The sequence below is a fragment of the Cryobacterium sp. TMB1-7 genome, from assembly GCF_004402435.1.
GTDB lineage: Bacteria > Actinomycetota > Actinomycetes > Actinomycetales > Microbacteriaceae > Cryobacterium > Cryobacterium zongtaii.
Genome location: NZ_SOFZ01000020.1, coordinates 262,556 through 289,155, shown reverse-complemented (window position 1 = coordinate 289,155; position 26,600 = coordinate 262,556). Strand labels below are relative to the sequence as shown.

Annotated in this window: 29 protein-coding genes, 1 tRNA gene and 1 pseudogene; 13 read left to right on the top strand and 18 right to left on the bottom strand. The window is 68.2% G+C overall.

Features of this window, described 5'->3' with window-relative positions; translation table 11 throughout:
* Nucleotides 1-75 precede the first annotated feature (75 nt).
* Nucleotides 76-783 carry a metal-dependent transcriptional regulator gene (locus E3O60_RS08450; RefSeq protein WP_134408126.1) on the bottom strand — a complete coding sequence of 236 codons (708 nt, stop codon included), beginning with the start codon at nucleotides 781-783 and terminating at the stop codon, nucleotides 76-78.
* Between the two features lie 74 nt (nucleotides 784-857).
* Here E3O60_RS08450 and serC point away from each other — a divergent pair, with 74 nt between their 5' ends.
* Entirely contained in the window at nucleotides 858-1,973 is a 1,116-nt protein-coding gene (serC, locus tag E3O60_RS08445) for a phosphoserine transaminase (protein WP_088457025.1), read from the top strand.
* A 6-nt stretch (nucleotides 1,974-1,979) separates the two neighbouring features.
* A pseudogene (locus E3O60_RS18865) lies at nucleotides 1,980-2,150 on the top strand (DUF2530 domain-containing protein); the annotation flags it as partial.
* Here E3O60_RS18865 and E3O60_RS08440 read toward each other — a convergent pair.
* Together E3O60_RS08440 and E3O60_RS08435 are read right to left on the bottom strand one after the other, a co-directional pair.
* Complete coding sequence (locus tag E3O60_RS08440; protein ID WP_134497760.1) at nucleotides 2,076-2,933, bottom strand: DUF3027 domain-containing protein; 858 nt, start codon at nucleotides 2,931-2,933, stop codon at nucleotides 2,076-2,078. The pseudogene E3O60_RS18865 and the gene E3O60_RS08440 overlap by 75 nt on opposite strands.
* Entirely contained in the window at nucleotides 2,926-3,306 is a 381-nt protein-coding gene (locus E3O60_RS08435; RefSeq protein ID WP_088457027.1) for a cold-shock protein, read from the bottom strand. The genes E3O60_RS08440 and E3O60_RS08435 overlap by 8 nt, the downstream gene beginning before the upstream one ends.
* Nucleotides 3,307-3,400: 94 nt before the next feature.
* On the opposite strand from E3O60_RS08435, the gene E3O60_RS08430 reads away from it, so the two are divergent.
* The 3 genes from E3O60_RS08430 to E3O60_RS08420 all read left to right on the top strand — a co-directional run bounded on the left by E3O60_RS08430 (nucleotide 3,401) and on the right by E3O60_RS08420 (nucleotide 7,267).
* Nucleotides 3,401-3,676 (top strand): hypothetical protein, encoded by a 276-nt coding sequence (locus E3O60_RS08430; protein ID WP_088457028.1) that lies wholly within the window; start codon nucleotides 3,401-3,403, stop codon nucleotides 3,674-3,676.
* Between the two features lie 5 nt (nucleotides 3,677-3,681).
* Nucleotides 3,682-5,529 carry a helicase-associated domain-containing protein gene (locus E3O60_RS08425; protein WP_134497758.1) on the top strand — a complete coding sequence of 616 codons (1,848 nt, stop codon included), beginning with the start codon at nucleotides 3,682-3,684 and terminating at the stop codon, nucleotides 5,527-5,529.
* Between the two features lie 79 nt (nucleotides 5,530-5,608).
* On the top strand, nucleotides 5,609-7,267 hold the full coding sequence (locus E3O60_RS08420; protein WP_134497757.1) for a DNA repair helicase XPB: 1,659 nt from the start codon (nucleotides 5,609-5,611) through the stop codon (nucleotides 7,265-7,267).
* Nucleotides 7,268-7,306: 39 nt separating this feature from the next.
* Here the strand turns inward: E3O60_RS08420 and E3O60_RS08415 are convergent, their stop codons facing one another.
* Together E3O60_RS08415 and folP are read right to left on the bottom strand one after the other, a co-directional pair.
* The gene (locus tag E3O60_RS08415) at nucleotides 7,307-8,026 is read right to left on the bottom strand and encodes a pyrimidine reductase family protein (RefSeq protein WP_088457031.1); all 720 of its coding nucleotides are present in this window, start codon (nucleotides 8,024-8,026) and stop codon (nucleotides 7,307-7,309) included.
* Entirely contained in the window at nucleotides 8,026-8,934 is a 909-nt protein-coding gene (folP, locus tag E3O60_RS08410; RefSeq protein WP_134408124.1) for a dihydropteroate synthase, read from the bottom strand. Before folP ends, E3O60_RS08415 begins: the two co-directional genes overlap by 1 nt.
* 238 nt (nucleotides 8,935-9,172) lie before the next feature.
* On the opposite strand from folP, the gene E3O60_RS08405 reads away from it, so the two are divergent.
* The 3 genes from E3O60_RS08405 to E3O60_RS08395 all read left to right on the top strand — a co-directional run bounded on the left by E3O60_RS08405 (nucleotide 9,173) and on the right by E3O60_RS08395 (nucleotide 12,120).
* Complete coding sequence (locus tag E3O60_RS08405; protein WP_066597326.1) at nucleotides 9,173-9,865, top strand: response regulator transcription factor; 693 nt, start codon at nucleotides 9,173-9,175, stop codon at nucleotides 9,863-9,865.
* Nucleotides 9,866-9,894: 29 nt separating this feature from the next.
* Entirely contained in the window at nucleotides 9,895-11,676 is a 1,782-nt protein-coding gene (locus E3O60_RS08400; RefSeq protein WP_088457033.1) for a cell wall metabolism sensor histidine kinase WalK, read from the top strand.
* 153 nt (nucleotides 11,677-11,829) lie between these two features.
* Nucleotides 11,830-12,120: a WXG100 family type VII secretion target gene (locus tag E3O60_RS08395; protein ID WP_088457034.1), complete on the top strand. Its 291-nt coding sequence runs from the start codon at nucleotides 11,830-11,832 to the stop codon at nucleotides 12,118-12,120.
* Nucleotides 12,121-12,206: 86 nt separating this feature from the next.
* On the opposite strand, the gene groL is transcribed toward E3O60_RS08395, so the two are convergent.
* The 5 genes from groL to E3O60_RS08370 form a co-directional block, all read right to left on the bottom strand.
* Nucleotides 12,207-13,835 carry a chaperonin GroEL gene (groL, locus tag E3O60_RS08390; RefSeq protein WP_088457035.1) on the bottom strand — a complete coding sequence of 543 codons (1,629 nt, stop codon included), beginning with the start codon at nucleotides 13,833-13,835 and terminating at the stop codon, nucleotides 12,207-12,209.
* Between the two features lie 140 nt (nucleotides 13,836-13,975).
* Nucleotides 13,976-15,049, bottom strand: coding sequence for a DUF3048 domain-containing protein (locus E3O60_RS08385; RefSeq protein WP_166788781.1), 1,074 nt, complete (start codon nucleotides 15,047-15,049; stop codon nucleotides 13,976-13,978).
* 154 nt (nucleotides 15,050-15,203) lie between these two features.
* The gene (locus tag E3O60_RS08380) at nucleotides 15,204-15,407 is read right to left on the bottom strand and encodes a cold-shock protein (protein ID WP_088457037.1); all 204 of its coding nucleotides are present in this window, start codon (nucleotides 15,405-15,407) and stop codon (nucleotides 15,204-15,206) included.
* A 224-nt stretch (nucleotides 15,408-15,631) separates the two neighbouring features.
* Complete coding sequence (locus tag E3O60_RS08375; RefSeq protein ID WP_134408123.1) at nucleotides 15,632-16,192, bottom strand: LytR C-terminal domain-containing protein; 561 nt, start codon at nucleotides 16,190-16,192, stop codon at nucleotides 15,632-15,634.
* 50 nt (nucleotides 16,193-16,242) lie between these two features.
* Entirely contained in the window at nucleotides 16,243-16,542 is a 300-nt protein-coding gene (locus E3O60_RS08370; protein ID WP_198415021.1) for a DUF3263 domain-containing protein, read from the bottom strand.
* A 195-nt stretch (nucleotides 16,543-16,737) separates the two neighbouring features.
* On the opposite strand from E3O60_RS08370, the gene msrB reads away from it, so the two are divergent.
* A complete protein-coding gene (msrB, locus tag E3O60_RS08365; RefSeq protein ID WP_088457040.1) occupies nucleotides 16,738-17,139 on the top strand; it encodes a peptide-methionine (R)-S-oxide reductase MsrB in 402 nt (133 codons plus the stop codon).
* A gap of 108 nt (nucleotides 17,140-17,247) precedes the next feature.
* On the opposite strand, the gene E3O60_RS08360 is transcribed toward msrB, so the two are convergent.
* On the bottom strand, nucleotides 17,248-17,454 hold the full coding sequence (locus E3O60_RS08360) for a helix-hairpin-helix domain-containing protein (RefSeq protein WP_088457041.1): 207 nt from the start codon (nucleotides 17,452-17,454) through the stop codon (nucleotides 17,248-17,250).
* A gap of 58 nt (nucleotides 17,455-17,512) precedes the next feature.
* Entirely contained in the window at nucleotides 17,513-18,487 is a 975-nt protein-coding gene (locus E3O60_RS08355) for an SDR family NAD(P)-dependent oxidoreductase (RefSeq protein WP_134497755.1), read from the bottom strand.
* 113 nt (nucleotides 18,488-18,600) lie between these two features.
* On the opposite strand from E3O60_RS08355, the gene E3O60_RS08350 reads away from it, so the two are divergent.
* A complete protein-coding gene (locus E3O60_RS08350; protein WP_134408121.1) occupies nucleotides 18,601-18,828 on the top strand; it encodes an SHOCT domain-containing protein in 228 nt (75 codons plus the stop codon).
* Nucleotides 18,829-18,876: 48 nt separating this feature from the next.
* On the opposite strand, the gene E3O60_RS08345 is transcribed toward E3O60_RS08350, so the two are convergent.
* Entirely contained in the window at nucleotides 18,877-19,500 is a 624-nt protein-coding gene (locus tag E3O60_RS08345; RefSeq protein ID WP_240632253.1) for a sugar O-acetyltransferase, read from the bottom strand.
* Nucleotides 19,501-19,532: 32 nt separating this feature from the next.
* A complete protein-coding gene (locus E3O60_RS08340; protein ID WP_134497753.1) occupies nucleotides 19,533-19,931 on the bottom strand; it encodes a PLD nuclease N-terminal domain-containing protein in 399 nt (132 codons plus the stop codon).
* Nucleotides 19,932-20,106: 175 nt separating this feature from the next.
* Here E3O60_RS08340 and E3O60_RS08335 point away from each other — a divergent pair, with 175 nt between their 5' ends.
* Nucleotides 20,107-21,468, top strand: a complete 1,362-nt coding sequence (locus E3O60_RS08335) for a chloride channel protein (RefSeq protein WP_088457046.1) — start codon at nucleotides 20,107-20,109, stop codon at nucleotides 21,466-21,468.
* A gap of 16 nt (nucleotides 21,469-21,484) precedes the next feature.
* Here the strand turns inward: E3O60_RS08335 and E3O60_RS08330 are convergent, their stop codons facing one another.
* The 4 genes from E3O60_RS08330 to E3O60_RS08315 form a co-directional block, all read right to left on the bottom strand.
* A complete protein-coding gene (locus tag E3O60_RS08330) occupies nucleotides 21,485-22,012 on the bottom strand; it encodes a nucleoside deaminase (RefSeq protein ID WP_240632254.1) in 528 nt (175 codons plus the stop codon).
* A complete protein-coding gene (locus E3O60_RS08325) occupies nucleotides 22,009-22,293 on the bottom strand; it encodes a hypothetical protein (RefSeq protein ID WP_103459229.1) in 285 nt (94 codons plus the stop codon). Before E3O60_RS08325 ends, E3O60_RS08330 begins: the two co-directional genes overlap by 4 nt.
* An 86-nt stretch (nucleotides 22,294-22,379) precedes the next feature.
* Nucleotides 22,380-22,455 (bottom strand) — tRNA-Thr (locus E3O60_RS08320).
* Nucleotides 22,456-22,558: 103 nt separating this feature from the next.
* Complete coding sequence (locus E3O60_RS08315) at nucleotides 22,559-23,476, bottom strand: thioredoxin domain-containing protein (protein WP_088457048.1); 918 nt, start codon at nucleotides 23,474-23,476, stop codon at nucleotides 22,559-22,561.
* Nucleotides 23,477-23,759: 283 nt separating this feature from the next.
* Between E3O60_RS08315 and E3O60_RS08310 the strand changes: the two genes are divergently transcribed.
* Both E3O60_RS08310 and E3O60_RS08305 read left to right on the top strand, forming a co-directional pair.
* A complete protein-coding gene (locus E3O60_RS08310; protein WP_088457049.1) occupies nucleotides 23,760-24,857 on the top strand; it encodes an ABC transporter ATP-binding protein in 1,098 nt (365 codons plus the stop codon).
* 153 nt (nucleotides 24,858-25,010) lie between these two features.
* Complete coding sequence (locus tag E3O60_RS08305) at nucleotides 25,011-26,321, top strand: DUF4032 domain-containing protein (protein ID WP_103459227.1); 1,311 nt, start codon at nucleotides 25,011-25,013, stop codon at nucleotides 26,319-26,321.
* The last annotated feature ends 279 nt before the right edge of the window (nucleotides 26,322-26,600 follow it).

Sequence of the window (26,600 nt, the reverse complement as noted above, 5' to 3'; positions counted from 1 at the left end):
GGTTTGTCACCCAAAATGCACGATTTCTAACGAATTGGTAACAGGACGGTGAATTTCGCCGGAAATCCGGTCCGGCTAGGAGCCGGTGACGGGGGTGGTCACGAAGATGTGACCGGCGACCTCGTTGGGTAGTTCCAGGCCAGCGCCGAAGCCCTCCACCTGCACCAGAACGTAGGAGCCCACGGCGGAGAACACACCGGTGTTGCCCGGCAGAACACCGGACTGCTTGAGCTGAGCGAGGAGAACCGGGTCGAACTGCACGGGCTCCCCCAGCCGACGGATGACGGCAGTCACGGGGGCCTGCGACGCCGCGACGACGTCGAGCAGGTTGGTGACGCCCGCCATGAATGCCACGGCCGGGGAGTCGCCCAGTTCGTCGAGGCCGGGAATCGGGTTTCCGTACGGGGATTCGGTGGGGTGACCGAGAATTTCGAGGATCTTGCGCTCGACCTGTTCGCTCATCACGTGTTCCCAGCGGCAGGCTTCGTCGTGGACGAACTCCCACTCGAGACCGATGACGTCGCTGAGCAGGCGTTCCGCGAGGCGGTGCTTGCGCATCACATGCACGGCCTTGGTGCGGCCGGTGAGAGTGAGCTCGAGGTGCCGGTCGCCGGAGACGACGACGAGACCATCGCGCTCCATCCGGGCGACGGTCTGGGACACCGTCGGTCCGGAGTGACCCAACCGCTCGGAGATGCGGGCCCGGAGGGGAACGATGTTCTCCTCCTCGAGGTCGAGGATGGTGCGGAGATACATTTCGGTCGTGTCGATAAGGTCAGTCATCCGCAGCCTCCCGCTCGGCCATATGTGCAACGCCACAACACTACCCGTGCGAGGCGGGCAACTAGAATCCTGTTATGCCGGACCTACAGATCCCCACAGAATTGCTGCCCGCCGATGGACGTTTTGGCTGCGGCCCGTCCAAGATCCGTCAGGAGCAGCTGGACTACCTGTCCGGCGCCGGCGCGAGCATCCTGGGCACCTCCCACCGCCAGGCACCGGTGAAGAACCTGGTCGGGCGCGTCCGCACCGGCCTCACCGACCTGTTCCGCGCCCCGGAGGGCTACGAGCTCGTCATGGGCAACGGCGGCTCGACCGCGTTCTGGGACGCTGCCGCGTTCTCGCTCATCGAGACCCGCGCCCAGAACCTCGTTTTCGGTGAGTTCGGTGGCAAGTTCGCCGCCGCCGCCGCCGCGCCGTTCCTCACGGCTCCCGATGTCATCAAGGCCGCCCCCGGCTCGCGCGCCACCGCCGTACCCACCGAGGGCATCGACGTGTACGCCTGGCCGCAGAACGAAACGTCTACCGGCGTGATGGCCCCGGTCACCCGGGTGCACGGAGACGCTGGTGCCCTGACCGTCATCGACGCCACCAGCGCCGCCGCCGGCATCGACTTCGAGGCCGACCAGGCCGATGTCTACTACTTCGCTCCGCAGAAGAACCTCGCCTCTGACGGCGGCATCTGGCTGGCTCTGTTTTCCCCCGCGGCCATTGAGCGCGTCGAACGCATCGCCGCCAGCGGGCGGTACATCCCCGAATTCCTCAGCCTCAAGAACGCCATCGACAACTCCCGTCTCAAGCAGACGCTCAACACGCCCGCCGTGTCGACCCTGCTGCTGATGGAGAACCAGCTCGACTGGATCAACGGCAACGGCGGCTTGGCCTGGGCGTCGGCGCGCACCGCGGAGTCCTCCTCGGTGCTCTACGACTGGGCCGCGACCGTGGACTACGCGACGCCGTTCGTGACCGACCCGAGCCACCGCTCACAGGTCGTCGCCACGATCGACTTCGACGACGCGATCGATGCCGCGGCCATTGCCAAAATCCTGCGTGCCAACGGCATCGTCGACACCGAGCCGTACCGCAAGCTCGGTCGCAACCAGTTGCGTGTCGCCACCTTCACGGCCATCGACCCGGCGGACGTGCGCAAGCTCGTCTCGTCGATCGAATACGTAGTGGCCAACCTGGGTTAGTCGCCCATGCGTTTCTGGCTCAGAGACAGCGAACGGCGGCCCGACCCGCTGCCCGCCCGCGCTAATGCGCGGAAAGCGGTGGCAGCGGGTTCGGTCGGCTGGCTAGTGCTGCTCGTGCTGGCCGTCGTCTTCCGAGCTGAACTGAACGACGCCGGCCTGGGCTGGTGGCTGTGGTGCGCCGTCATCGGTCTGGGCCTCGGCCTCTGCGGACTCGGCTTCGTGCTGTTCAGACGCCGCTAGCGCCTCGTCCACGTCGATCCCGTCGAGAACGTCGACGCCGTTGTCGACGGCGTCGTCGGACTCTGCGCTCTCGTCGTCGTCGTCACTGTCGTCGTCCTCGTCACTGTCGTCGTCGTCACTGTCGTCGTCGTCATCATCATGATCGTCGTCGTCGCTGTCGTCATCGTCGTCGCTGTCGTCGTCGTCGGACTCGGCGAACCCGGCGGCAGCCAGCTCCTCGGCGACCTTGGAGTCAGCGAGCCGGTCGCTCCACGGCACCCATTCCGGAGCGAGCAGGGCATCGTCGCCAGGCATGAGTTCGGTTTCCAGCACCTGCGGCTCGGAGTCGCCGTCGACGCGGGACAGGCTGACCGTCCAGCGCCAGCCCGGGTAACCGGTCATCAGGCAGTCGAAGAGCAGCGACAGCACGTGCTCACCCTCGACGATGTAACCGAGCGGTTCACCGATCGTGTCGGCCGGGGTGATCAGTTCGAGAGCGGACCTGGCCTGGTCGACGGCGGCCACGAGCACCTCATCGGCCTCGAAGACCTCGTCGTCGGCAACGTCGTCGGCGTCCTCGGCGTCCTCGGCGGGACCGTCCCCCGTCGCACCCGCCCGGCCGTCGTCGACGACAGTGGTCTCGTCGGCCGTGGGTTCGTCGACGGGAGCCTCAGCCGCCGGGGTGTCGGTCGGAACGACCGGCGGGGCCTGGGGCGGGGTGGGGTCGAAAGGATTAAGCATCCAGTTCCTCGGCGACCTTGCGCAGCACGGCCGCGATCTTCTTGCTGTGCGCGGAGTCGGGGTACCGACCGCGGCGGAGGCTCGAGCCGATCCCGTCGAGCAACTTCACCAGGTCCTCGACGATGATGGCCATGTCGTCAGCCGGCTTGCGGCTGAGCTTGGCCAGGCTCGGCGGAGCCTCGATCACGCGCACGGACAGCGCCTGAGCGCCGCGCTTGCCGTCGGCGATGCCGAACTCGAGCTTCATCCCGGCCTTCACCGTCACTCCGGCGGGCACTGCGGAAGCGTGCAGGAAGACCTCGTGGCCTTCATCGGACGTGATGAAGCCAAAGCCCTTCTCCTCGTCGTAGAACTTGACTTTGCCGGTGGGCATCTGAACCTCGCTGTGATTTTGAGGCGCGCAGAATACGCGCCGCTTCACTCAGCATATTCCGTTGTAGCTGACTATGCCCCGTATCCTTAGGTCTGTGACCACTCAAACTCCCCACGACCCCGGCCGGCTCGAGAAGATCCTGGCCTACATGGTTGCGGGTGTGGTCGGGCTGTCCATCCTGGCCTTCCTCGCCGTGATTCTCGGCACCGCGGCCGGGGCCGGCGACAACGACGGATTCAGCAAGGGCGTCTGGCCCGCCGTGCTCACTCTGCCCCTCTTCGGTCTTCCCCTCGGCTTCCTGTTGATCATCGCCCTGATGGTCGTCAGCGGAGTCCGCCGTGCTCGCGAGGCTCGACAGAAACTGGAGTAACCGACATGCTGACGCTCGCCTCACGCCTCCGCGCACTGAACGACGCAGCACTGCGCCGCACTATCGTGCTCCGATCGATTCCCCCGCACGGCATCCACGACTTCTTCGACCTCGCCGAAGCGCTCCTCGAGCCCGCAGCGATCCAGTCGACGCTCGCGCACCTGGACCGCAGCACCCTCGCCGTTCTGGCCGTGGCCGGCGAACTGGGCGCCGCCCCGATGGTCGAACTTGTCGAACGACTGGCCGACCTCGGGCACGACACCCTGAACGCCGACGACATCTCCGCTCGCGTCGACCGCCTCGACGAGCTGTTGCTCCTGGTGCGCACAGGCGACACCGTGCGGCCGTATGCAGCCGTCGCCGAACGCCTTCGGTCCTGGCCGGAGGAAGGCCTGCCCAGCGCCGCCGAGCTGGCCGGGGTGCCCGCCCCCACCCCACTGGCCCCGCTCTCGGCCACCGACAGCCGTTTCACTGAGCGACTGGCCGCCGAGCGTGCCTTCACCGCCGTCTCCTCGATCGCCGAACTCCTCACCGAACTCAGCCAGGAGCCGGCCCGCGAACTCAGTCGGGGCGGCCTCGGCCTGCCGGACACCAAACGTCTTTCCGTCGCCATGCGGGTCGACCTGGACGCCGTTGCCCCACTTGTGGGCATCGCCGCCCGCGCCGAACTGGTCACCCTGGGCTCCGGTTACTGGTCGGAGTCCGCCGAGGGAGTGGCCTGGCTGCTCGAGAACGCACCGGCCCGTTGGGGCGTGCTGGCCGCATCTTGGCTGGCTGCCCTGCCCGCCGACGTCCGCCAGATCGTCGCCGAGCGGCCCGGCGTGGCCTGGGGCGATGCCCTGCACCGTTTTGTGGACTGGCTGTACCCGGCCGGCGGCACCTGGATGGATGACCGCATCGCCGACTTCGCTCACGAGGGCGAGCTGATCGGCATCACCGCTCGCCAGTCCACCAGCCCGGCCGGCGCCTCAGTGCTCCGCGGCGACATCGACGCCGCCATCGCCGCCATCGCCGCGTCGCTGCCCGCCGAGGTGGGTACCGTCTACCTGCAGCACGATCTCTCGATCGTGGCCCCCGGCCCGTTGTCAGCCTCGATCGACGCCCGGTTGCGCACCTTCGCGGATGTCGAGAGCCGCGAGCTGGCGTCCAGCTACCGGTTGAGCGGTGCGTCGGTCAACCGCGCCCTCGCGACCGGCGACGACGCAGACTCCATCCTGCACTTCCTGGCCACGATCTCGCTCACCGGTGTCCCGCAGCCGGTGGACTACCTCATCCGTGACGCCGCCAGCCGGTATGGGACGGTGCGGGTGGGCCGCATCGACCCGGAGGACCCGGCCGGGCCCAGCTACATCGCGTCCGAGGACACCGCGGTGCTCGGCGCCATCGCCGTCGACCAGACGTTCACGGCGCTCGCGCTGACAACGGTCTCCCCCAGCCGCCTCACCAGCCCCCATCCCGCCGGCACTGTGTTCTGGGCGCTCACCGACGCCCGCTACCCCGTCGCCGCCGAGAACGCGGCAGGTGAGGTGGTGCATCCGCGCCGGCACCCCGTCCTCCGTTCGAGCCGGGTGGAGATACCGGACCCCACGGTCGCGCTCGTCGAGGAGTTGCGCGCCACCGACGGCGGCGAGGCGAAGGCCGCGCACGCCTGGCTGGCCCGGCAATTGGATTCCGCCATCAAGCACCGGCAGACGGTGCTGGTGAGCGTGCAGATGCCCGGCGGCGATGTGGTGGACTACCTCCTCGAACCGGCCAGCGTCGGCGGCGGCCGGTTCCGCGCCCGGGACCGTCGGGCCGATATCGAGCGCACACTGCCGCTCTCCAGCGTCGTCAGCATCGTCCCCGCTCCCTGACCCGGCGGCGGGGCCGGTCGGGCGCACCCCCGTACGCGGGTAGGCACGGTCACAGCCCACGGGCGTAGCATTGTTGCTTATGTCCGATGGCCCGCTGATCGTCCAAAGTGACCGCACGGTTCTGCTCGAAGTCGCGCACCCTCTGGCCGAGGATGCCCGGCATGACCTGGCCGTGTTCGCCGAACTGGAACGCGCGCCGGAACACATCCACACCTACCGCATCACCCGGCTCGGCCTCTGGAACGCCCGCGCCGCCGGGCATGACGCGGCCAACATGCTGGCCACGCTCGAGAAATACTCCAAGTTCGCGATTCCGCAGACCGTCACGGTCGACCTCGAAGAGACCGTGGGCCGCTACGGCCGCCTGGTCATCGACCGGGACCCCGAGGGCCAGCTGGTGCTGCGCAGTCTCGACGCGCCGGTGCTCACCGAGGTGGCCGGTGCGCGGCGCATCGCCCCGCTGCTGATCGGCCAGCCCACCCCGGACTCGTTCCTGGTGGCGCCGTGGGCGCGCGGGCAGCTCAAGCAGGAGCTGGTGAAGCTCGGCTGGCCCGCCGAGGACCTCGCCGGCTATACCCCGGGCACCCCGCACGACATCGCGCTGCTGGAAGACGGTTGGGCGCTGCGTGACTACCAGCACAAGGCCGTGGCGAACTTCTTCGAGGCCGGCTCCGGCGTCGTGGTGCTGCCCTGCGGCGCGGGCAAGACCCTCGTGGGCGCCGGCGCGATGGCCACCGCCAAGACCAACACCCTGATCCTGGTCACCAACACGGTCTCTGCCCGGCAGTGGCGCGACGAGTTGCAGAAGCGCACCACCCTCACGTCGGAGGAGATCGGCGAGTACTCCGGCCAGGTCAAGGAGGTCAAGCCCGTCACCATCGCGACCTACCAAATCCTCACCGCCAAGCGGAAGGGCGAGTACGCGCACCTCGAGCTGCTCGACGCCATGGACTGGGGCCTGGTGATCTACGACGAGGTACATCTGCTGCCCGCCCCGGTGTTCAAGCTCACCGCCGAGTTGCAGGCCCGGCGCCGGCTCGGCCTGACCGCCACCCTGGTGCGCGAGGACGGCCGCGAGGGCGACGTCTTCAGCCTGATCGGGCCCAAGCGGTTCGACGCCCCGTGGAAGGAGATCGAGGCCCAGGGCTTCATCTCCCCCGCCGCCTGCTTCGAGGTACGCATCGACCTGCCCCACAGCGAGCGGCTCCGTTACGCCGCTGCGCCCGACGACGAGCGCTACCGGATGGCCGCCACCGCGCCGGCGAAGCTGGACATCGTCAAGGAGCTGGTGGCGATGCACCCCGGCGAACGCATCCTTGTGATCGGCCAGTACCTCGACCAGATCGACGAGCTCGCCGAGGCCCTGCAGGCGCCCAAGCTCACCGGGGCCACGCCGGTGGATGAACGCGAACGGCTGTACCAGGCGTTCAGGGTGGGAGAGGAGAACCTGCTCGTGGTGTCGAAGGTGGCTAACTTCTCGATCGACCTGCCCGAGGCCTCCGTCGCCATCCAGGTATCCGGATCCTACGGGTCCCGGCAGGAGGAGGCCCAACGCCTCGGACGGCTGCTGCGCCCGAAGGAGTCCGGCCTCACCGCCAGCTTCTACACCCTCGTCGCCCGCGACACCGTCGATCAGGACTTCGCCCAGAACCGCCAACGTTTCCTGGCCGAGCAGGGCTACTCGTACACGATCCTCGACGCGCACTCCCTCGCCCGTCCCACCGTGGCCGCGAACTGAGAGAAAAGCCCCAGAATCGCCAAGTTTTAGGGGCTCAGCTCACAGTTCGCGGGCGCGAAGGTAGCGCAGCAGCAGGGTGTCGCCGGCCGGGAGGGCGTGGGCCAGGCGCATCCGGCGCGGTGATGCGTCCGGCGCGCCGGCGATGCGCGCTGCCCGGCCGGACTCCAGCAGCGGGGCCAGGGTGAGGCAGAGCTCGTCCACGGCATCCGCGGCCAGGAGTGAGCCGAACAGGCTCGGGCCGCCCTCGCAGAGCACCTGCGGGTAGCCCCGCGCGGTGAGCGCGCGCACCATCAACGCATGGTCGACGGATGCCTCCCCGCAGACCCACACGTCGGCCACCGCGGCGAGCGCCGCCCGGCGTTGGGCGGGGGCCTGGGCGTGGGTGATCACGATCGGCCGGGTGGCGGCGGCGGTGAACACCGGGTGCGCCGGGTCCAGGTCGAGACGGCCGGACACCAACGCCACCGGCGGGTGCTCCGGTAGCGCGTGGGCAACTCGCCAGGCCACCGCCTCGTCGGTGAACCGGATGCCCCCGTAGCCCTCGGCGCGCACGGTGCCCGCACCGACGAGGATCACGTCGGTGAGCATCCGCACGGTGTCGAAAACCAACTTGTCGGCGTCGTCGCCGAGCCCGCCGCTCAGGCCGTCGTGGGTGGCGGCGCCGTCCAGGCTGCTGATGAAGTTCACCCGCAGGTGCGGGGCGGACCTGTCGTGCACCGTGTAGCGGGCCAGCACGTCGCCGGGATCGATGGCGCTCATCAGGTGAGGTTGTGGCGCAGGTACGCCGGTTCGCGCCAGCCGAGAATAGCTTCGGTCATCCGCACGGCGTCCACCGCGGCCGCCACGTTGTGCACCCGCACGATGCGGGCGCCCTGCATGATGCAGTAGACGACGGCGGCGAGGGTGCCCTCCACCCGCTGGTCGCGGCCCCGGTCGAGGGTCTCTCCGATGAAGTCCTTGTTCGAGACCGCCACCAGCGTGGGCAGGCCGAGCGTGGTGATCTCCGCCAACCGGCGGGTCAGCTCGAGGGAGTGCCGGGTGTTCTTGTTCAGGTCGTGCCCGGGATCGATCACCAGCCGGTCGGCCGGCATCCCGTGGTCGAGGGCGCGCTGCACCCTGGCCTGCAGGAAGCCGGACACCTCGGCGGCGACGTCGGTGTACTGCGGCGCCGGGTACGGCGTGCGGGGCCGGGCCAGGCTGTGCGTGATCACCAGAGTGGCGTCGCTGTCCGCGACGACCTCGGCCATCCGCGGGTCGTGCACACCGGTGGTGTCGTTGATCACGTGCGCGCCGGCGTTGATGCTGGCCCTGGCCACGTCGGGGTCGAAGGTGTCGACGGAGATCACGACGCCGGTGCCCCGTAGGGCGGCGACGACGGGTACCACCCGGTCGATCTCCTCCGCGACCGGAACGGCCGGACCCGGGGCGAACTTGGCCCCGCCGATGTCGACCCAGTCGGCGCCGTCGTCGATGGCCCGATGTGCCGCCGCCACGGCCTGATCGAGCGCGAAAGTGGCGCCCTGATCATAGAAGGAGTCCGGCGTGCGGTTGATCACCGCCATTACCGCCACCTCACGCGCGAAGTCGAAGTCACGCCCGTTGATGCGGCGCCGGGGCACGTCCAGCCGGGGCCGGATGACCCCGGTCGGGTCGGTCGAGCTGACCATCTGACTCCTTGTGGTGTTGGGCCGCGGTGCGACGGCGACGGGTGTGCGTTCAGGCGGCGCCCGGTGACGGATCGAGCAGGTCTTCCCAGGCTATGCTCTCATCCGCCAGTCGGCGCTGGTCCACCCTGACGCGCCGCGGAAGACGACCTCGACCTGCCGAAAGCGCTGTCACCGGATCATCCGCACACATACCGCCCACTCACAGGAAAGCACCAGCTAACGCGCAGATACTAGGGGCATGACTGACGGCCCCCGCATCCTTATCGTTGACGACGAACCCAATATCCGGGATCTTCTCACCACCAGCCTCCGCTTCGCCGGGTTCGCCGTGCGCGCCGTGGGAAACGGTGCCCAGGCGATTTCCGCCGTGCTTGAGGAAGAGCCCGATCTGATCATCCTCGACGTGATGCTGCCCGACATGAACGGCTTCGGCGTCACCAAACGCCTCCGTTCGGCCGGTTACACCGCGCCGATCCTCTTCCTCACAGCCAAGGACGACACCGAAGACAAGATCACCGGCCTCACCGTCGGTGGCGACGACTACGTCACCAAGCCGTTCAGCCTCGACGAGATAGTGGCACGGATCAAGGCCATCCTGCGCCGCACCATGCACGCCGACGAAGACGCGGTCATCCGTGCCGGCGAGCTCACCATGGACCAGGACACCCACGAAGTCCTCGTCGGCGACCAGCCCATCGAGCTCAGCCCCACCGAGTTCAAGCTGCTGCGCTACCTGATGCTCAACCCGAACCGGGTACTCTCCAAGGCGCAGATTCTCGACCACGTCTGGGAGTACGACTTCAACGGCGATGCGGGCATCGTGGAGTCCTACATCTCCTACCTGCGCCGCAAGGTGGACATGCACTCCAGCGAGCCGCTGATCCAGACCAAGCGCGGCTTCGGCTACATGCTCAAGGCCGCCAAGGCATAGACCCAGTTTCCCCTCCTTAGACTGGAACCATGCATGTGGCCCTGATGGACCGTTGGAGCCGGATTTCGCTCCGCTCCAAGATCACCGGTGTGACCGTGCTGATGCTGACCCTCGGCCTGCTCGTCTCCGGGGTGGGCACCATGGTCATCCTGCGCAACTACGTCGTGCAGCAGGTGGATGCCAGCCTGCAGACCGAGGCGCAGACCACCCTGATGGACTATCGCAACTCGATGGCCAACGGCAGCGCCGCCGGGGTGGACTCCGACTACTTTGTCGCGATCTATGACCAGAACGGTGTTCTGAAGGACCGCACCTGGCGGGACCGCCCGCGCTCCAGCCTGCCCGCGGTGACCATGGCGTTGGACCTGCCCAGCGTGATCGCCATGAACGGCGCCGTGCAGAAGCTCTCTGACGCGGAAGGCTCCACCGAGTTCCACGCGGTGGCGGTGCCGTTCGTGATCAACTCCACCGGCACCTACGGCACCCTGCTGATGGCTGTGTCCCTGCAATCAGCGCAGAACACCGTCAACACGTACCTCAGCATCTTCCTCGGCTTCGGGGTGGGCGTGGTGCTGGTGGGCGCCATGCTCACCCGGCTGCTCGTCACCACGACCTTCGCGCCGCTGCGCGAGGCCGAGCGTACGGCGGCGGCCATCGCCGACGGCGACTTCAGCCAACGGCTGGGCGGGGCCACCCCCAATACCGAGGTCGGCCGGCTCAATCGGTCCCTCAACACCATGCTCAGCCGCATCGACCGGGCCTTCAAGGACCGGGCCCGCACGATCGACCAGATGCGCCGCTTCGTCGGTGACGCCAGCCACGAGCTGCGCACCCCACTGGTCTCGGTACGCGGCTACGCCGAGCTCTACCGGATGGGCGCACTGCAGACCCCCGAAGACGTGGCCCAGGCCATGGAGCGGATCGAGAAGGAGGCGATCCGCATGGGCGGTCTCGTCGAGGACCTGCTCGAGCTCGCCAGGCTGGATGAGACCAAACCCCTCGTCCTCACCCGAGTGGACCTGCTGCCCCTCGCCCACGACGCCGCGCTGGACGCGATGGCCTCCTCCCCCGGTCGTCAGGTCACGGTACTGACCAGCCATCCCACCGAGTTCGACGCGGAAGCCCCGGCGTCGTCCATCGATTTGGCGCACTCCACCGGCGAGGTCGCACCAGCCCCGCTGACGCCTTCGCCGACCCCTGCCGCCGAGGGGACACCGGCCAAGCCCGCGGCAGCCAAAGCCGCCGCGACCAAGGGTGCGGCCACGAAGGGCGAAACGTCCGGCACCGGCACCATCTCGTTCGCCGGCGCCACCCTCGCCCGCCTCCGCACGCGCAGGCCCAGGCGCACGGATGCGGCTACTCCCGCCGCCGAGACCCCCGAGGTAGTGGAGGCCCCACCTGAGCTGGACGCGGTGATCATGGCCGAAGAGAACAAGGTGCGCCAGGTCATCACCAATCTGATGGGCAACGCCCTCCGGTTCAGCCCGGCCGACAGCCCGGTGGAACTCGAGGTCTCCGTCGACCGCCGCAACCAGCGGGCCTCCATCTCGATCATCGACCACGGCGAGGGCATCCCGCCACAGATCCGCGACAAGATCTTCCAGCGCTTCTGGCGGGCCGACACCTCCCGCGCCAGGGAAACCGGCGGCAGCGGACTCGGCCTGGCGATCGTGGCGTCCATCGTGGCCAGCCACAACGGGTCGATCGAGGTCGTCGAGACCCCGGGCGGCGGAGCCACCTTCCGGGTCTGGTTCCCGCTGGCCGAGTCGCCCGCCGCCCCGCAGGCGCTCACGTCGCCGACCCTGGACTGACCGGCGCCGGCGGCGGGGCCCCGCTCCTCCCCAGCCCGGTGGGGCGGCCGGTTGTCCTCAGGGCCGCCTCGGGCCCTTCGGCGGCTTCCCGCACGCCGTAGCGTCGCCCGCGGGCGTCACCCCGACGCCTACACGAGCGGACGGAGCCTCTTGATGACCCAGTTCCAGGTCGACAGCGATGCATTGATCACCACCACCGGCGCGGCACGCGCCACCATGGCCCGCATCCAGGCCGAGGTGGCGGCGCTACTCGGTCAACTCACCGGGCTGGAGGGTTCCTGGACAGGGCAGGCGTCGGCCCAGTTCCAGGGGGCCGTCGCGGCGTGGCGCACCACGCAGCTGCACGTCGAGCAGAGCGCGGATGCGCTCAATCAGGCGCTCGGGCAGGCCGGCCAGCAGTACGCCGAGGTGGAGCAGGCCAACGCCCGGCTGTTCGCCCGGTAGCCCGACACCGGATACGACAAAGGCTGGGCGCCTCCCGAAGGAGACGCCCAGCCTGAGGTGGTGCGTTAGTGCAGGGGCTGCGGGACTTAGAAGTCCATGCCACCAGAGGGGTCGCCGGCCGGAGCCGAGTTCTTCTCGGGCTTGTCGGCGACAACGGCCTCGGTGGTGAGGAAGAGTCCGGCGATCGACGATGCGTTCAGCAGCGCGGAGCGGGTGACCTTCACCGGGTCATTGATGCCGGCAGCGATCATGTCGACGTACTCACCGGTTGCGGCGTTGAGGCCGAATCCGACGGGCAGGTTGCGTACCTTGTCGGCGACAACGCCCGGCTCCATGCCGGCGTTGAGCGCGATCTGCTTGAGCGGAGCGTCGATGGCAACACGCACGATGTTCGCGCCGGTTGCCTCGTCGCCGACGAGGTCAAGAATTGCCTTGCCCTCGAATGCGGTCTTGCCGGCCTGGATCAGGGCAACGCCACCACCGGCGACGATGCCCTCTTCGACGGCTGCCTTCGCGTTACGAACGGCGTCCTCGATGCGGTGCTTGCGCTCCTTGAGCTCAACCTCCGTCGCGGCGCCGGCCTTGATGACGGCAACGCCACCGGCGAGCTTCGCCAGGCGCTCCTGCAGCTTCTCACGGTCGTAGTCCGAGTCGGTGTTCTCGATCTCGTTGCGGATCTGCTGAACACGACCGGCGATGGCCTCGGCGTCGCCGGCACCCTCGACGATGGTGGTCTCGTCCTTGGTGATGACGACCTTGCGGGCGTTACCGAGCAGGTCGAGGGTGACGTTCTCGAGCTTGAGGCCGACCTCCTCGGAGATGACCTGGCCACCGGTGAGGATGGCAATGTCCTGCAGCTGCGCCTTGCGGCGGTCGCCGAATCCGGGGGCCTTGACGGCAACCGACTTGAAGATGCCACGGATCTTGTTCACGACGAGCGTGGCCAGGGCCTCACCGTCGACGTCCTCGGCAATGATGAGCAGCTGCTTGCCGCTCTGGATGACCTTGTCGACGATCGGCAGCAGGTCCTTGATGTTGGAGACCTTGGAGTTGACGATCAGGATGTACGGGTCTTCGAAGACCGCTTCCTGACGGTCGGGGTCAGTGACGAAGTACGCCGACAGGAAGCCCTTGTCGAAGCGCATGCCCTCGGTGAGCTCCAGCTCGGTGCCGAAGGTGTTCGACTCCTCGACGGTGACAACACCTTCCTTGCCGACCTTGTCGATGGCCTCGGCAATGATCGCGCCGATTTCGGCGTCACCGGCAGAGATGGAGGCCGTGGCCGCGATCTCTTCCTTGGTCTCGATCTCCTTGGCGCTGGCGATGAGCTCGGCGATGACCGCAGCGGTCGCCTTCTCGATGCCACGCTTGAGGCTGATCGGGTCGGCGCCGGCTGCGACGTTGCGCAGGCCTTCGCGAACCAGGGCCTGAGCGAGGACGGTGGCGGTGGTCGTACCGTCGCCGGCGACGTCGTCAGTCTTCTTGGCGACCTCCTTGACGAGCTCCGCACCGATCTTCTCGTACGGGTCGTCGAGCTCGATCTCCTTGGCGATGGACACGCCGTCGTTGGTGATCGTGGGGGCGCCCCACTTCTTCTCCAGCACGACGTTGCGTCCGCGCGGGCCGAGGGTCACCTTGACCGTGTCAGCGAGGATGTTGAGGCCGCGCTCAAGGCCGCGACGGGCCTCTTCATTGAAAGCAATGATCTTTGCCATATGTGTTTCTCGTCCCTCCCGGACGTTACCAAAACGATGATGGGTTAGCACTCCGAACAGCAGAGTGCTAAACCGATTCTGGCACTCTGGGGTCGAGAGTGCAAGTGAACGGCGGGGGCCGGTGCCGGGTTCCGGTCGACCTACGGCACCAGTTCCACGCTGCCGTCGTCGGTGGGTACCAGTTCGATCCAGGTGTTGCCCGGTGCGAGCTCGATCGTGGCCCCGACAGCGTCGGCCAGCCGGATCGGCGCGGCCGCGGCATCCTTGAACCAGGTGGCGGGCATCGTCGAACCGCCGGTCGACACCCACGCCGTGCCCGACCCGGTCAAGATGGTGCGGGGCACGTCGCTGCCGCGATCGACCTCCACCCGCAGCACCACGACGTTGGTGGCGTTGAGCTGGGCACCGGTACTGTCCAGGTCGGCAGCGCCGTCCTGGCTGCGAAGGTACCCGGTGGCCGCCGGGTCCCAGGCCCAGGCCCTCCCGCCGGATTCGGAGAACCGGGTGACGATGGTGGTGGTCCGATCGCCGGCGAGGGACGCTGTGGCCTCCGCGGCGCTGTCGGCGTAGTCGAACTGGCCGGGCGGCGGCGCGAGGTCGGAGTGCAGGGTGACGGTCTCGTCCGCGGCGAGCACCACATCGTGCGGTGAATCCCGGTCGTCGGACCGGACGAACAGGCCTCCGGCGTCGTCGTCGAAGACCACGTTCAGCAGCGGAGAGGCCCTCATCGCGGCCACGAACTGCGGCTGGCCGCCGGAATACGCCACGATGCCGCCGAACGAGCTCAGGATCTCCGGGTCCATCGGACGGATGGAACGTACCGGGCCGACAGCATCCGGCACGTCGGAGTGCCAGAGGGCGACGTAGCGGGTGATGCCGCCCTCGACCAGCTCTTCAAAGACCAGGTCGGCGCGCTCGAGACCGAGCTGCGGCCTCGCGGCCGGGTGGTTGTCGATCTTCACGGCCAGGGACGGATGCTCGGCACGGGACGGGTCCACCGGTGTGCCGCGCAGCGGCATGATGCCCGGTTGCGGTGTCGGGTCCGCCGACGCCGTCGCTTCGGGCACCGGCGCAGAGCAGCCGACCAGCCCCAAGCTCAGTCCCAGGCCCAGCCCCAAGCACAGGCCCGCGCCGATCAGGGCCGCGCCGCCAGGCGTCCGCCGTCCGGATCGGATTCGACGGGGAGCAGCAGGGAACATCCGAAACGCAGTCACGCCACACACCCTAGCCCGCCCGGTATGTCTGCCCGGGGTCACGGTGGTGGCGTGACTGACACTCGGTGGTCGACCGATCATCCAATGATCAATGGTCGAGCACGTGCGTGGTGTTCTCAGCTGGTTGAGGCTGGCTGCGTTCGACGCCGGGCGGTTAGGCCGGGCGAACCGACTCGGCCTGCGGACCCTTGGCTCCGGTACCGAGTTCGAAGATGACGTGCTGGCCTTCCTCGAGAACCTTGTAGCCGTGCATGTCTATGGCGGAGTAGTGAACGAAGACGTCCTGCCCACCTCCATCGACGGTGATGAAGCCGAAACCCTTTTCAGCGTTGAACCATTTGACGGTTCCGTTCGCCATGTGAAACTCCCCTGTTGCAGTGTTGTGTTTCGGCACTCACCCGTTGGTGCTACCGGGCCTGGCGCAGAAGCTGCGTCCACCGTCTCGAAACGAGCACTCTCGGGTAGAGAGCGCTCAGCCGAGAAAATGAGCGACCACTGCAGACACTAGTGACGGGAGTGAAACTCAATAGGGGGTTGACTGGGAAGGGCAACCCCAGTAGGACGGGGAGTCGTCGGGCCGGGTCAGCCGGCGGGCATCGCGTAGTCGCTGCCCACGACGACGGTGAGGGTGGCATCCGAGCCCGCGAAGTCATCCGCCAGCAGGACCTCGGAACCGGGCAGCAGAGCCGCCACACCGCGTGCAGCGCCCTCCAGGGCCGCGTCCGCGTAGTAGACGGTCGTCGTGACGACGTCCTCGGTGTCTGCGTCGCTGGTGCTGCCGACGGTCCAGCCGCCGGTCGTGAGCAGGTCGCCAACCGACCGGGCCACCCCGCTCGTCGGAGTCCCGTTGAGCACCGTGACACTCGCACTGGGGTCAGTGGTCGGCTCGGCGGTGGGCACCGGCTCCGGCGTGGGCTCCGCGGTCGTGGTCTCGGCCTCGATGCCGGGAATGGTGATATTCAGCCGGTTGTTCAGGACCGTCAGACCGATCGCGCCGACCCCGATGAGGAGGGCGGTCGCGGCGAGGGCCCACCAGACGGCTACCCAGCGACGCCCCTTCTTGGCTGGTGCGCGGTGCGCCCCCACGCGGTCGAGCTTGTGCGGGAGGTCATCGAAGCGGTCTTTCGGGTACGAAGTGGGCATCGTCTGTCTGGTTCGATCCTCGTTTGGCTGAACACACGGTAGGAGGTTCCCTACTCGATGGGGCGGATGGCTCGGGCCGACCGCGCCTGCGACCGTGCGTCACGCATCCGTTGCAGTCGGTTGACCAGCATGGGATCGTGGGCGAGGGCAAGCGGGGAGTCGAGCAGGGCACCCAACAATTGATAGTACCGGGCGGCCGACAGACCGAATTCGGAGCGAATGGCCTGTTCCTTGGCACCGGGGTGTGACCACAGTCGCCGCTCGAACGCGAGCAGGTTTTCGTCACGAGGGCTGAGCCCGACGGAGCCCTCGGCGCCCCGCGTGCTCTCGTCGTGCCCGCTGGTCGCCATACGCGTCATCTTATTTGGCACGGACTGGGTTTTCGCTGACCGGTCCCGCCTGTCGCGCAACACGGACCCGCTAGCGTCGAGGGTGGGAATCGGCTGGGGAATCACCGGGTGCGCCGCATGCGGGAATGCCGGGGACCCCGGCCGAGTTTACGCTGGAGGCAGTTCTCTGCCGAGACTGGATCGAAAGGACGCACCATGGACTACGAGGTCACCAAGTCTGACGCCGAATGGAAGGCGGAGCTCACCGCCGAGCAGTACGCCGTGTTGCGCGGGGCGGCCACCGAACGCGCCTGGACCGGTGAGCTCCTCGACGAGGGTCGTTCGGGCGTCTACACCTGCGGCGCCTGCAATGCCGAGCTGTTCAAGAGCGGCACGAAGTTCGACTCCGGCTGCGGCTGGCCGAGCTTCTACGAGTCCGTGCGGCCAGAGGCCGTGGAGCTCATCGAAGACCGGTCGCTCGGCGTGGTGCGCACCGAGGTGCGCTGCGCAGCGTGCGGTTCGCACCTGGGCCACGTGTTCGACGATGGTTTCGGCACCCCCACCGGAGACCGGTACTGCATGAACTCGATCTCGCTCAACTTCACCCCCGTCGACTAGTCCGGCGCCGGCCTCCGCGGCCGCGACTGTTACCCGTGCGGACAAGTGCACCCGGCATACCGGGTGCACTTGTCCGCGGCGGGACCAGTTGCGTGGTCACCGGGCACCTCAGCCTTCGCGCAGCGGACGCAGCCGCGCCAGCGCCTTCGGGCCCATCCCGTGCAGTCGGGCGAGGACGTCAAGGTCCGTCGCACGCAGGTCGTCAACGGTCAGGATGCCGGCGGCCACGAGCGCGCGCCGCGCTGGAGCAGGGATCCCCTGAGCCAGCCAGACCGCCTCATCCGCACCCGCACTGCCAGAACCGTCCTGAGCCATGTCTCCAACCTACGATTCGGGTTCCGGAGCCGCAACGGTTCCCCGTACGGTGCAGGGTTCAGGCGAAGGCATTCACTCCGGTGAGCTCGGCCGAGAACGCCCAGAGCCGGGCCGCCGCATCCGGATCGATAGCGTGGTACTCGACCCCGCTGATCCGGGCCGTGGAGCTGTCGGGCTCGGTGGGTTCGGCGATGTCACAGTCTTCGCAGTAAACGCCGCCCATCCCGTCGAGCATCGGCGACGTGGCCGCCCAGGTGGAGGTGGCGGCACCCTGCTCCGGTGATTTGAACAGCGGATTGACGGTGCCATTCTCGGTCATCCAACCCGCGGCGACCATCTCCTCCCGGGGCAGGTGACGCTGCAACTCGGTCATGATGCCGCCGGGGTGCACCGCGAAGGCGCGCACGCCACGGGTGGCGCCGAGAGCATCCAGGTGCACCGCGAAGAGGCTGTTGGCGGTCTTCGCCTGTCCGTACGCCTGCCACTTGTCGTAGCCGGCGCTGAAGTCGGGGTCGTCGAAGCGGATGCCGCTGAGCTTGTGGCCCGTCGAGGAGAGGGCAACGACCCGAGCGCCGCCCTCGGCCGTAAGCGCGGGCCAGAGCAGGTTGGTGAGCACGTAGTGGCCGAGGTGGTTGGTGGCGAACTGGGATTCCCAGCCGTCTCCGACCCTGGCCTCGGCGGACGCCATGATGGCGGCGTTGTTGATCAGGATGTCGAGGCTGCGTCCGGTGGCCACGAATCGTTCGGCGAAGGCGCGCACGCTGACCAGATCGGCCAGGTCGAGGGCCTCGACCTCCACGGCGTTCAGGCCGTGCGCAGCCAGGGCGGCCCGGGCCACCTCCGGACGCCGGGCCGGCACGATCACCTGGGCGCCGGCCGCGGCGAGAGCGGCGACGGTTTCGATGCCGAGGCCGGAGTAGCCGCCGGTGACGATCGCCGTCTTACCGCTCAGGTCGACACCCGCGAGCACCTCGGTCGCGGTGGACTGGGCGGTGAATCCGGTGGACAGGGCGTGCTGGGGCGTGAGGGTCATCGCTCCAGCGTACGCTCGCCCACTGCGGGATCCTGCGAGGTCAGCAGGCCGGGGCCGGCCGGCACGGATAGACTTCCCCCGACCGGCCGGGAAGTCCGGCATTGGGGGAACTGATGCTCAGCAATCTGACTGGTTGGCACGCGCTCATCATCCTGGGCGCGCTCAGCACGATGGTCCTGGTCGCCCTCGCGATCGTATTCTTGGCCATTCGCGTGGCGCGCCGTCGGCAGGTGGGCGATCACGCTGACCGGTTGGCGCAGCTGGAGCAGTTGCATGCCAGGGGACTGTTGTCCGACGCCGAATACGCAACCAAGCGCCAGGATATCCTCGGGCGGCTCTGACGCGACGGGTACTGCGGTCCCGCATACGCTACCGGTCGGCGCCGTAAGTCAGGCCACACCCAGGCCGACCCGGTCGCCCGGCCCGATCTCGCGCACCACGCGGGCCGGGTTGCCGGCGGCGATGACCCCGGCCGGCACGTCCTTGGTGACGACGGAGCCGGCGCCGATGATGCTGCCCGCGCCGATGGTCACGCCTGGGCAGACCACGACGTTGCCGCCCAGCCAGACGTCGTCTTCGATGGTGATCGGCGAGACACGCTCGAAGCCGGCGCGGCGTTCCGCAACGTCCACGGCGTGAGTCGGGGTGTACAGGCGGGCGCTGGGTCCGACCAGCACGTTGGCGCCGATGGTGATCTCGCCACCGCCCAAAGCGAGGAAGTCCGCATTGATGAAGGTGTTGGCGCCCACGTGCAGCCGGGACCCGTAGTCCAGGTACAGCGGCGGCCGGAAGTCCGCGCCCGCTCCCACGCTGCCGAGCAGCTCAGTGAACAGCGCATGCGCCGCGGGCTGGTCGTCGTCGTAGAGCGCGGTGATCTGCCGGCAGGTGCGTTGAGTGCTCGTCGTCATCTCGGCGAGTTCGGGACCGGAGCGATACCGGTACCAGTCCCCCGCCACCATCTTGTCGAATTCGGAGCGAGCAGAATCCTGGGGTGTTTTGTTGTCTGTAACCACAAACCCAAGCGTAGCCCGTTGCCGGGTCGGCGTCAGACCGACGACTCACGCCCCTCCGCCAGCCGGCGTCGTTCGGCCAGCTCGGCCTCAAGACGACGGATGCGGGCCTGTTCGGCGTGGAAGTCGATCTCGCGGTCGAGAGCGGCCAGTTCCTCCTCGGTGCTCGACACCCGGCGTGCGGGCAGCACAGCGGATGCCCCGGCCGATGCGGGCCCGCTGCGCGGCGCGCTTCTGCTCGACCGCGCGGCCGGGGCGGGATACTCCCGGCCGATCGCGAACCAGATCAGGCTGCCGATCACCGGGAGAAAGATCACCAACAGCACCCAGAGGACCTTGGGCAGGTGTTTCACCTGGCCGTCCTGCCGGGTGATGATGTCCACGAGGGCGGCGACGATGAGAACCAGGAGCACAGCGGAGAACAGCGCATACATGCCGGTCAGCCTAGTGAACGGGGCGCTCGACCGACCAGCCCCCATTTGCGGCCGGATGCTGCGACCGGTCAAACCCGCCCCGGCCGGGTCCGTGGGGCCTTGCGTTGTCGATTCGTCCGGGCCAGCGTGGACTGGGACGCCGGCACGCCCGCACCCTATCGAGGAGGACCCCGACATGGACGCGCACCCCGACCCGTCGGCGCCGGCGAAACCATCGCCCGACCCACTGGCGGTGATCCGCTCCCGCGGCTACCTGCGCATCCTGTTGCTGGCCGGGCTCATCGGGGTGCCGGTGTCGATCGCCGCCTACGGCTTCCTCGCGCTGGTCGACTGGCTGCAGGAGTACCTGTTCACCGGACTGCCCGGTGTTCTGGGCTTCGCCGACGTGCCGCTCTGGTGGCCGTTTCCACTGTTGGCCCTGTCAGGACTGTTGGTGGGTCTGTGCATCCAGCGACTGCCGGGCACCAGCGGGCATCCGCCGTCTGAAGGGTTCAAGGCCGGCGGCTTCCCGCAACCCCGGGAGCTGCCCGGAGTGGTGCTTGCTGCTCTGGCCACCCTGGCTCTCGGCGCCGTACTCGGTCCGGAGGCGCCGCTGATCGCGCTCGGTGGCGGTTTGGGCGCCCTGGCGATTCGGCTGATCAAGAAAGACTCACCGCCGTCGGCCGTGGCGGTGGTCGCCTCCGCGGGCAGTTTCGCGGCGGTGAGCACCCTCCTCGGCTCGCCGCTGCTCGGCGCCTTCCTCTTGATGGAGGCATCCGGGCTGGCCGGCGCGATGCTGGGGGTGGGCCTGCTGCCCGGTCTGCTCGCCTCCGGCATCGGCTCCCTGGTCTTCGTGGGCCTGGACTCCTGGACCGGCCTGGGCACGTTCTCCCTCGCACTCCCCGACCTGCCGTCGTTTTCCACCCCCACCGCGGCCATGTTCCTCTGGGCGCTGGGGATCGGGGTCGCCTGCCCGCTGTTGGCGTGGGGCATCCGGGCCCTGGCCCGCATCGTGCGCCCGTACGTGCACGCCCATCGGCTCCTGGTGACCCCGGTGCTCGGCCTGGCGATCGCGGGCCTGGCCGTGCTGTTCGCGCAGGTGACCGGGGAGGACACCGGCGAAGTGCTCTTCTCCGGCCAGTCGGCCTTGCCGTCGCTGATCAATGACGGGGCCTCCTGGCCGCTCGGCGCCGTCGGGCTGCTGATCCTGTGCAAAGCGCTCGCCTACGGCCTGTCGCTGAGCGCGTTCCGCGGCGGTCCGGTGTTCCCGGCCATGTTCGTCGGTGCCGCTTTGGGGATCGCGGCCTCGCACCTGCCCGGCATGGCGCTGGTGCCGGCGGTGGGGGTGGGCATCGGCGCCATGTGCGTGTCGATGCTGCGCCTGCCGCTGACCAGTGTGCTGCTGGCCACGGTGTTGCTCAGCAGCGACGCGTATGCCGTGATGCCGCTGGTGATCGTGGCGGTGGTCGTCGCGCACGTGATCACCGGCCGGTTACCCGAGCCGCCGGGCCGGCGGCTGAGCGGCGCGCTCCCCTCCGCCAGCCCGTCGACGGTCTGACCCGGCCTGCCCGCAATCAGGGTGCGGCGTCCCAGAATCCCGCGTGCACGGAGGCCGCTGCGTCGATCAGGGCGGGGCCGGCGACGATCACGGTGTTGCCGCCGCGGGCGAACACCTCCCGGCAGGGCAGGTCGAGCGTCGCTTCGCCGCCTTGTTCCGGCACCATCTCGCCGAGCATCTGCTCGGGCAGCGCGTAGGCGACCCGGCCGATTCCGGCCCAGTAGATGGCGCCGGAACACATCACGCACGGTTCGGTGCTCGTATAGAGCGTGCTCGCGTGCAGGTCGTCCCTGGAGAGCCGGGCACTGGCAAGGCGAACGAGGTTGGTCTCGGCATGGCCGGTCGGGTCGCCCGCGGTGACCACGCTGTTCTGGCCCTCGATGATCGTGCCGTCACGGGCCACCAGGATGGCGCCGAACGGGTGATTCCCGTTCGCGCGCGCCAGACGAGCCACGTCGATGGCCCGGGCGAGGTGCGTCTCGTCGGCTGCCGAGATCAGGGTCGGGTCGGCGACGGTCTCGCTGTCCGGACGGAATCCGGTCACAGGGCGACGTCCTCCACGGTCTCGGTGAGCAGGGCGCGCGGATTGCGCATCAGAGCAGCCCCCGGACCCTTCCAGAGTTCCTCGAGCGCGACCTTCATCTTCTCGGCATCGGTGCGGGAGCCGAAGTCAAGATCGATCCGGACCGCCGAACGGTCGTCGACCGGGCGCATGACCCGGAAGCTGCTGACGCCGGCCGTCTTGCGGCCGAGCGGATCAGAGTCGAACATCTGCTTCCACGCGTCGTAGTCCCCGACGGAGTGTTCGATGTGCAGGGTGAACATGGGAATCCTCGATTCCGCCGGCACTGAGGCTGGCCGGCACGCGGACATCGTAGCCCGGGCAGTGCCGTCGAGAAGTGCCGAAAAGATGGGGCCGGCCACGGGACTTGAACCCGTAACCCCCACTTTACAAGAGTGGTGCGCTACCAATTGCGCCAGGCCGGCATGAGGCGATCGAACTGCCTCGAGCATTCATCCTAAATCACCCGGCGACCGGATGCCGACGCAATCGTGCATCGGCGCGGCATCCGGCCCGGGAAACGACCGGTTACCCGGCCGGCGTCGGAGTGGGCGTCGGCGTCGCGGTGGAGTACGCCTCGCTGGCGGCCTGCAGCACGAAGGCCGCGAACTCCTTGGCGTCGTCGAGGGCGCCGACGTACTGCTTGCCGTTCACCAGCACCGTCGGGGTTCCGGTGATCGCTTCGAGGGAGGACGAGTTCGGGATCGGTCCGCTCAGAGCCCGATCCGTGGAGGCGAGAACCCAGGACTTGAAGGTGGTCTCGTCGATGCACTCGTTGATTGCGGTGATGTTCTCCGACACACCCGAGCTCTTCACGATCGCCTTGATCTCGTCGTCACTGAGACCGGCGGTGCCTTCGACGGGCTGGGCCGCAAAGAGCGCCGAGTTGAACGCCAGGAAGTCGTCCGGCGCGGAATCCGCCACGCACGCGGCCGCGTTCGCGGCACGCAGTGAGTACTGGGTTCCGGCGGACTTGCTGGTCAGGATCGAGATCGGGTGGATCTCGACGGTGGCGGCGCCGGAGTCTACCCACTGAGAGATCTGCTCGGCGTTGGTGGTCTCGAAGGTGCCGCAGAACGGGCAGAGGTAGTCGACGTAGACGCGGATGTCGGCGATGGTCCCGGTGGCGTCCGGGGTGGACGGCACCGGCTCGGCATCCGGCTGCAGCGCGGGGGTGGTCACCGCGGTCAGGCCCTCGCCGACCAGGAGACCGTCACTGGCCATGTTGCGCGGGCCCGGTCCGGCGGGCTGAACGGAGTTGACGATGATCAGGACGATGGCCGTCACGACGGCGATGGCGGCCAGGGCGATACCGCCCTGCAGGAACACCCGGTTGCGGCGATCCCGCTTCTTCTGCTCGACTCGAATCTGTGCTGCCTTCGTGCGCGCTGCGTCGCGTCGCTGATTCTTCGAGGGACGGGGGTCGCCTGGGCCGCCAGTTGTCATGGATGATCGCTCCGAGTTGAGGGGGTGCGCTCGCGGTTGTGCGCGGTAGCACTCCAAATAGTAGGACCCCAGTCTGGGAAATAACCAACCGGCAGCTCACAGCGGGCTCACTGCGGGCTCACCGAGTCCCTCCGGCGCGCGGTGAGCTGTCAATTCAGCGGTCACCCATCCCGGGCATGCCATACTAGAGAGGTCTTGCGCTGGCGCTACGTCGGCCGGACATAAATCCCATCACAACGGATCGTCCGGCACGTACCTGCCGGTGAAGGAGAATAACGAAAAAATGGCTTCAGTAACCTTTGACAAGGCCACCCGTCTGTACCCGGGTTCCACCCGCCCGGCGGTCGATCACCTCGACCTGTCGGTCGCCGATGGTGAGTTCCTCGTCCTGGTCGGCCCGTCCGGCTGTGGAAAGTCCACCTCGCTGCGCATGCTCGCCGGCCTCGAAGAGGTCAACGACGGCGACATCTTCATCGGCGAGCGCAACGTCACCGACGTTCCCCCGAAGGACCGTGACATCGCCATGGTCTTCCAGAACTACGCCCTGTACCCGCACATGACCGTCGCAGAGAACATGGGCTTCGCGCTCAAGATCGCCGGCGTCAACAAGGACGAGCGCGCCACCCGCGTTCTCGAAGCCGCCAAGCTGCTCGACCTCGAGCCTTACCTCAGCCGCAAGCCGAAGGCCCTCTCCGGTGGCCAGCGTCAGCGTGTTGCCATGGGTCGCGCCATCGTGCGTCAGCCTCAGGTGTTCCTCATGGACGAGCCGCTGTCGAACCTCGACGCCAAGCTGCGCGTGCAGACCCGCACCCAGATCGCGTCGCTGCAGCGTCGCCTGGGCGTCACCACCGTCTACGTCACCCACGACCAGACCGAGGCGCTCACCATGGGTGACCGCATCGCTGTCCTCAAGGATGGCGTCCTGCAGCAGGTCGGCACCCCGCGCGACCTGTACGCCAAGCCGAACAACGTCTTCGTTGCCGGCTTCATCGGCAGCCCGGCCATGAACCTGTTCCTGGCCGACGCCGTCGACGGCGGCATCAAGTTCGGCACCGCGACGGTCCCCGTATCCCGCGAGACGCTGTCCGGAGCCAACGGCCCCAAGGTCACCATCGGAGTGCGCCCCGAGGACATCCAGCTGTCGACCACGATGGGCGAAGGCCTCGCCGTTGACGTCGACCTGGTCGAGGAGCTCGGCGCCGACGGTTACCTGTACGGCCACTCCACCGTCGAGGGCAAGCGCACCGACATCGTCGCCCGCGTCGATGGCCGTTCGCACCCGTCGGCCGGCGACACCGTCTACCTGACCACGACGCCGAACCACCTGCACGTGTTCAACGCAGAGTCCGGTCTCCGTCTCGGCGGCGCCGTCACCGACTAAGCACTGATCGACAAACTCGACCGCCGGCAGTTTCGGCGGTCGAGTTTGTCATATCGGCGCCCGGGTTCCCCGGCGCCTTTTCCTCGTCTTCGTGCCGATTCCGGCCGGGGCGGCTTGCGGCCCTGACGGGCCTTTTCGATAGTTAGGCTCCTCATGAGCGGTTCTCTCAACATCACCTCCGCCACGGCCGATCCGGCCCTGCTCGATCTCCCCTGGAACGTTCCGCTGGATGCCTGGCCGAACGAGAACATCGCCTCGCTGCCCAAGGGCCTCTCCCGGCACCTGGTGCGCTTCGCCCACCTCAGTGGCCGTGTCGTGGCCATCAAGGAGACCACCAGTGAGATGGCCAAGCGCGAGTACGAGATGCTCCGCACCCTGCAGAGCCTGGAAATTCCCTGCGTCGAACCGCTCGCGGTGATCACCAACCGCACCGACGAAGACGGTGACCCGCTCAACTCGGTGCTGGTGACCCGGCACCTCAAGTTCTCGCTGCCCTACCGGGCGCTGTACTCCCAGGCCCTGCGCCCGGATACGGCCACCCGCCTCGTCGATGCCCTCGCCCTGCTGCTGGTGCGCGTGCACATGGTTGGCCTGTTCTGGGGTGACGTGTCGCTGTCCAACACCCTCTTCCGCCGGGACGCCGGGGCGTTCGCGGCCTACCTCGTCGACGCCGAGACCGGGCAGCTCTACCCCGGCGGCCTGTCGAACGGGCAGCGCGAGAACGACCTCGAAATCGCTCGGGTGAACATCGCCGGCGAACTGATGGACCTCGAGGCCGGCGGCCGCGTGGCCGACGAGCTCGACCCTGTGAACGTGAGCAACGGCATCGTCGCGGCCTACCGGCTGCTGTGGAAGGAACTCACCGGATCCGAGTCCTTCGCCAGCAGCGAGCGCTGGCGCATCACCGAGCGCGTGGAACGCCTCAACCACCTCGGTTTCGACATCGAGGAACTCGCGATCAAGACCGACGAGAACGGCACGACAGTGCGCATCCAGCCCAAGGTCGTCGACGCCGGCCACCACCAGCGCCGGCTGCTGCGCCTAACCGGCCTCGACGCCGAGGAGAACCAGGCCCGCCGCCTGCTCAACGACCTCGACTCCTACGGGGTCGCCTACGGCAACCCCGATGCCGACGAGGAGATGATGGCGCACGAGTGGCTGGTGCGGGTCTTCGAGCCCGTCGTGCGCGCCATCCCGCGTGAGCTCAAGGGCAAGCTCGAGCCCGCCGAGGTGTTCCACCAGCTGCTGGACCACCGCTGGTACATGGCGCAGAACGCGAACCGGGACATTCCGCTGGCCGAGGCCGTCACCTCGTACGTTCAGGATGTGCTGCGTCACCGCCGCGACGAAGCCACCGTCATCGACCCGCCCACCACGCCGATCGAGGTGCAGGAAGGCGACGACGACGACCTCGAGTCTGACGAGGTCGGCGCCGACGCCGACGATTGGCGCCTGAACGTTTAACACAGCCCCATGAGTTGCGCCAGAATGCCCCTTCGGCAGGTCCGAAGGGGCATTTTGCGCGTTCTGGCGACACTTGGCTGCGCCGACTTGCGCCCAAAGACCCCTTCGGATGCTCCCTAGGGACACTTTGCGGCAACTCACGCATCTGGGCCCACGAAGTGGCGCCCGCAGGGTCTCCGGGACGGGACGCGCGGCACCCACCGAAGCACCCGCATCCATAATCAGCACGCCCTGAACCGGGCCACAGCACCTCCACCACCAACAAGAAACGGCGCAGAC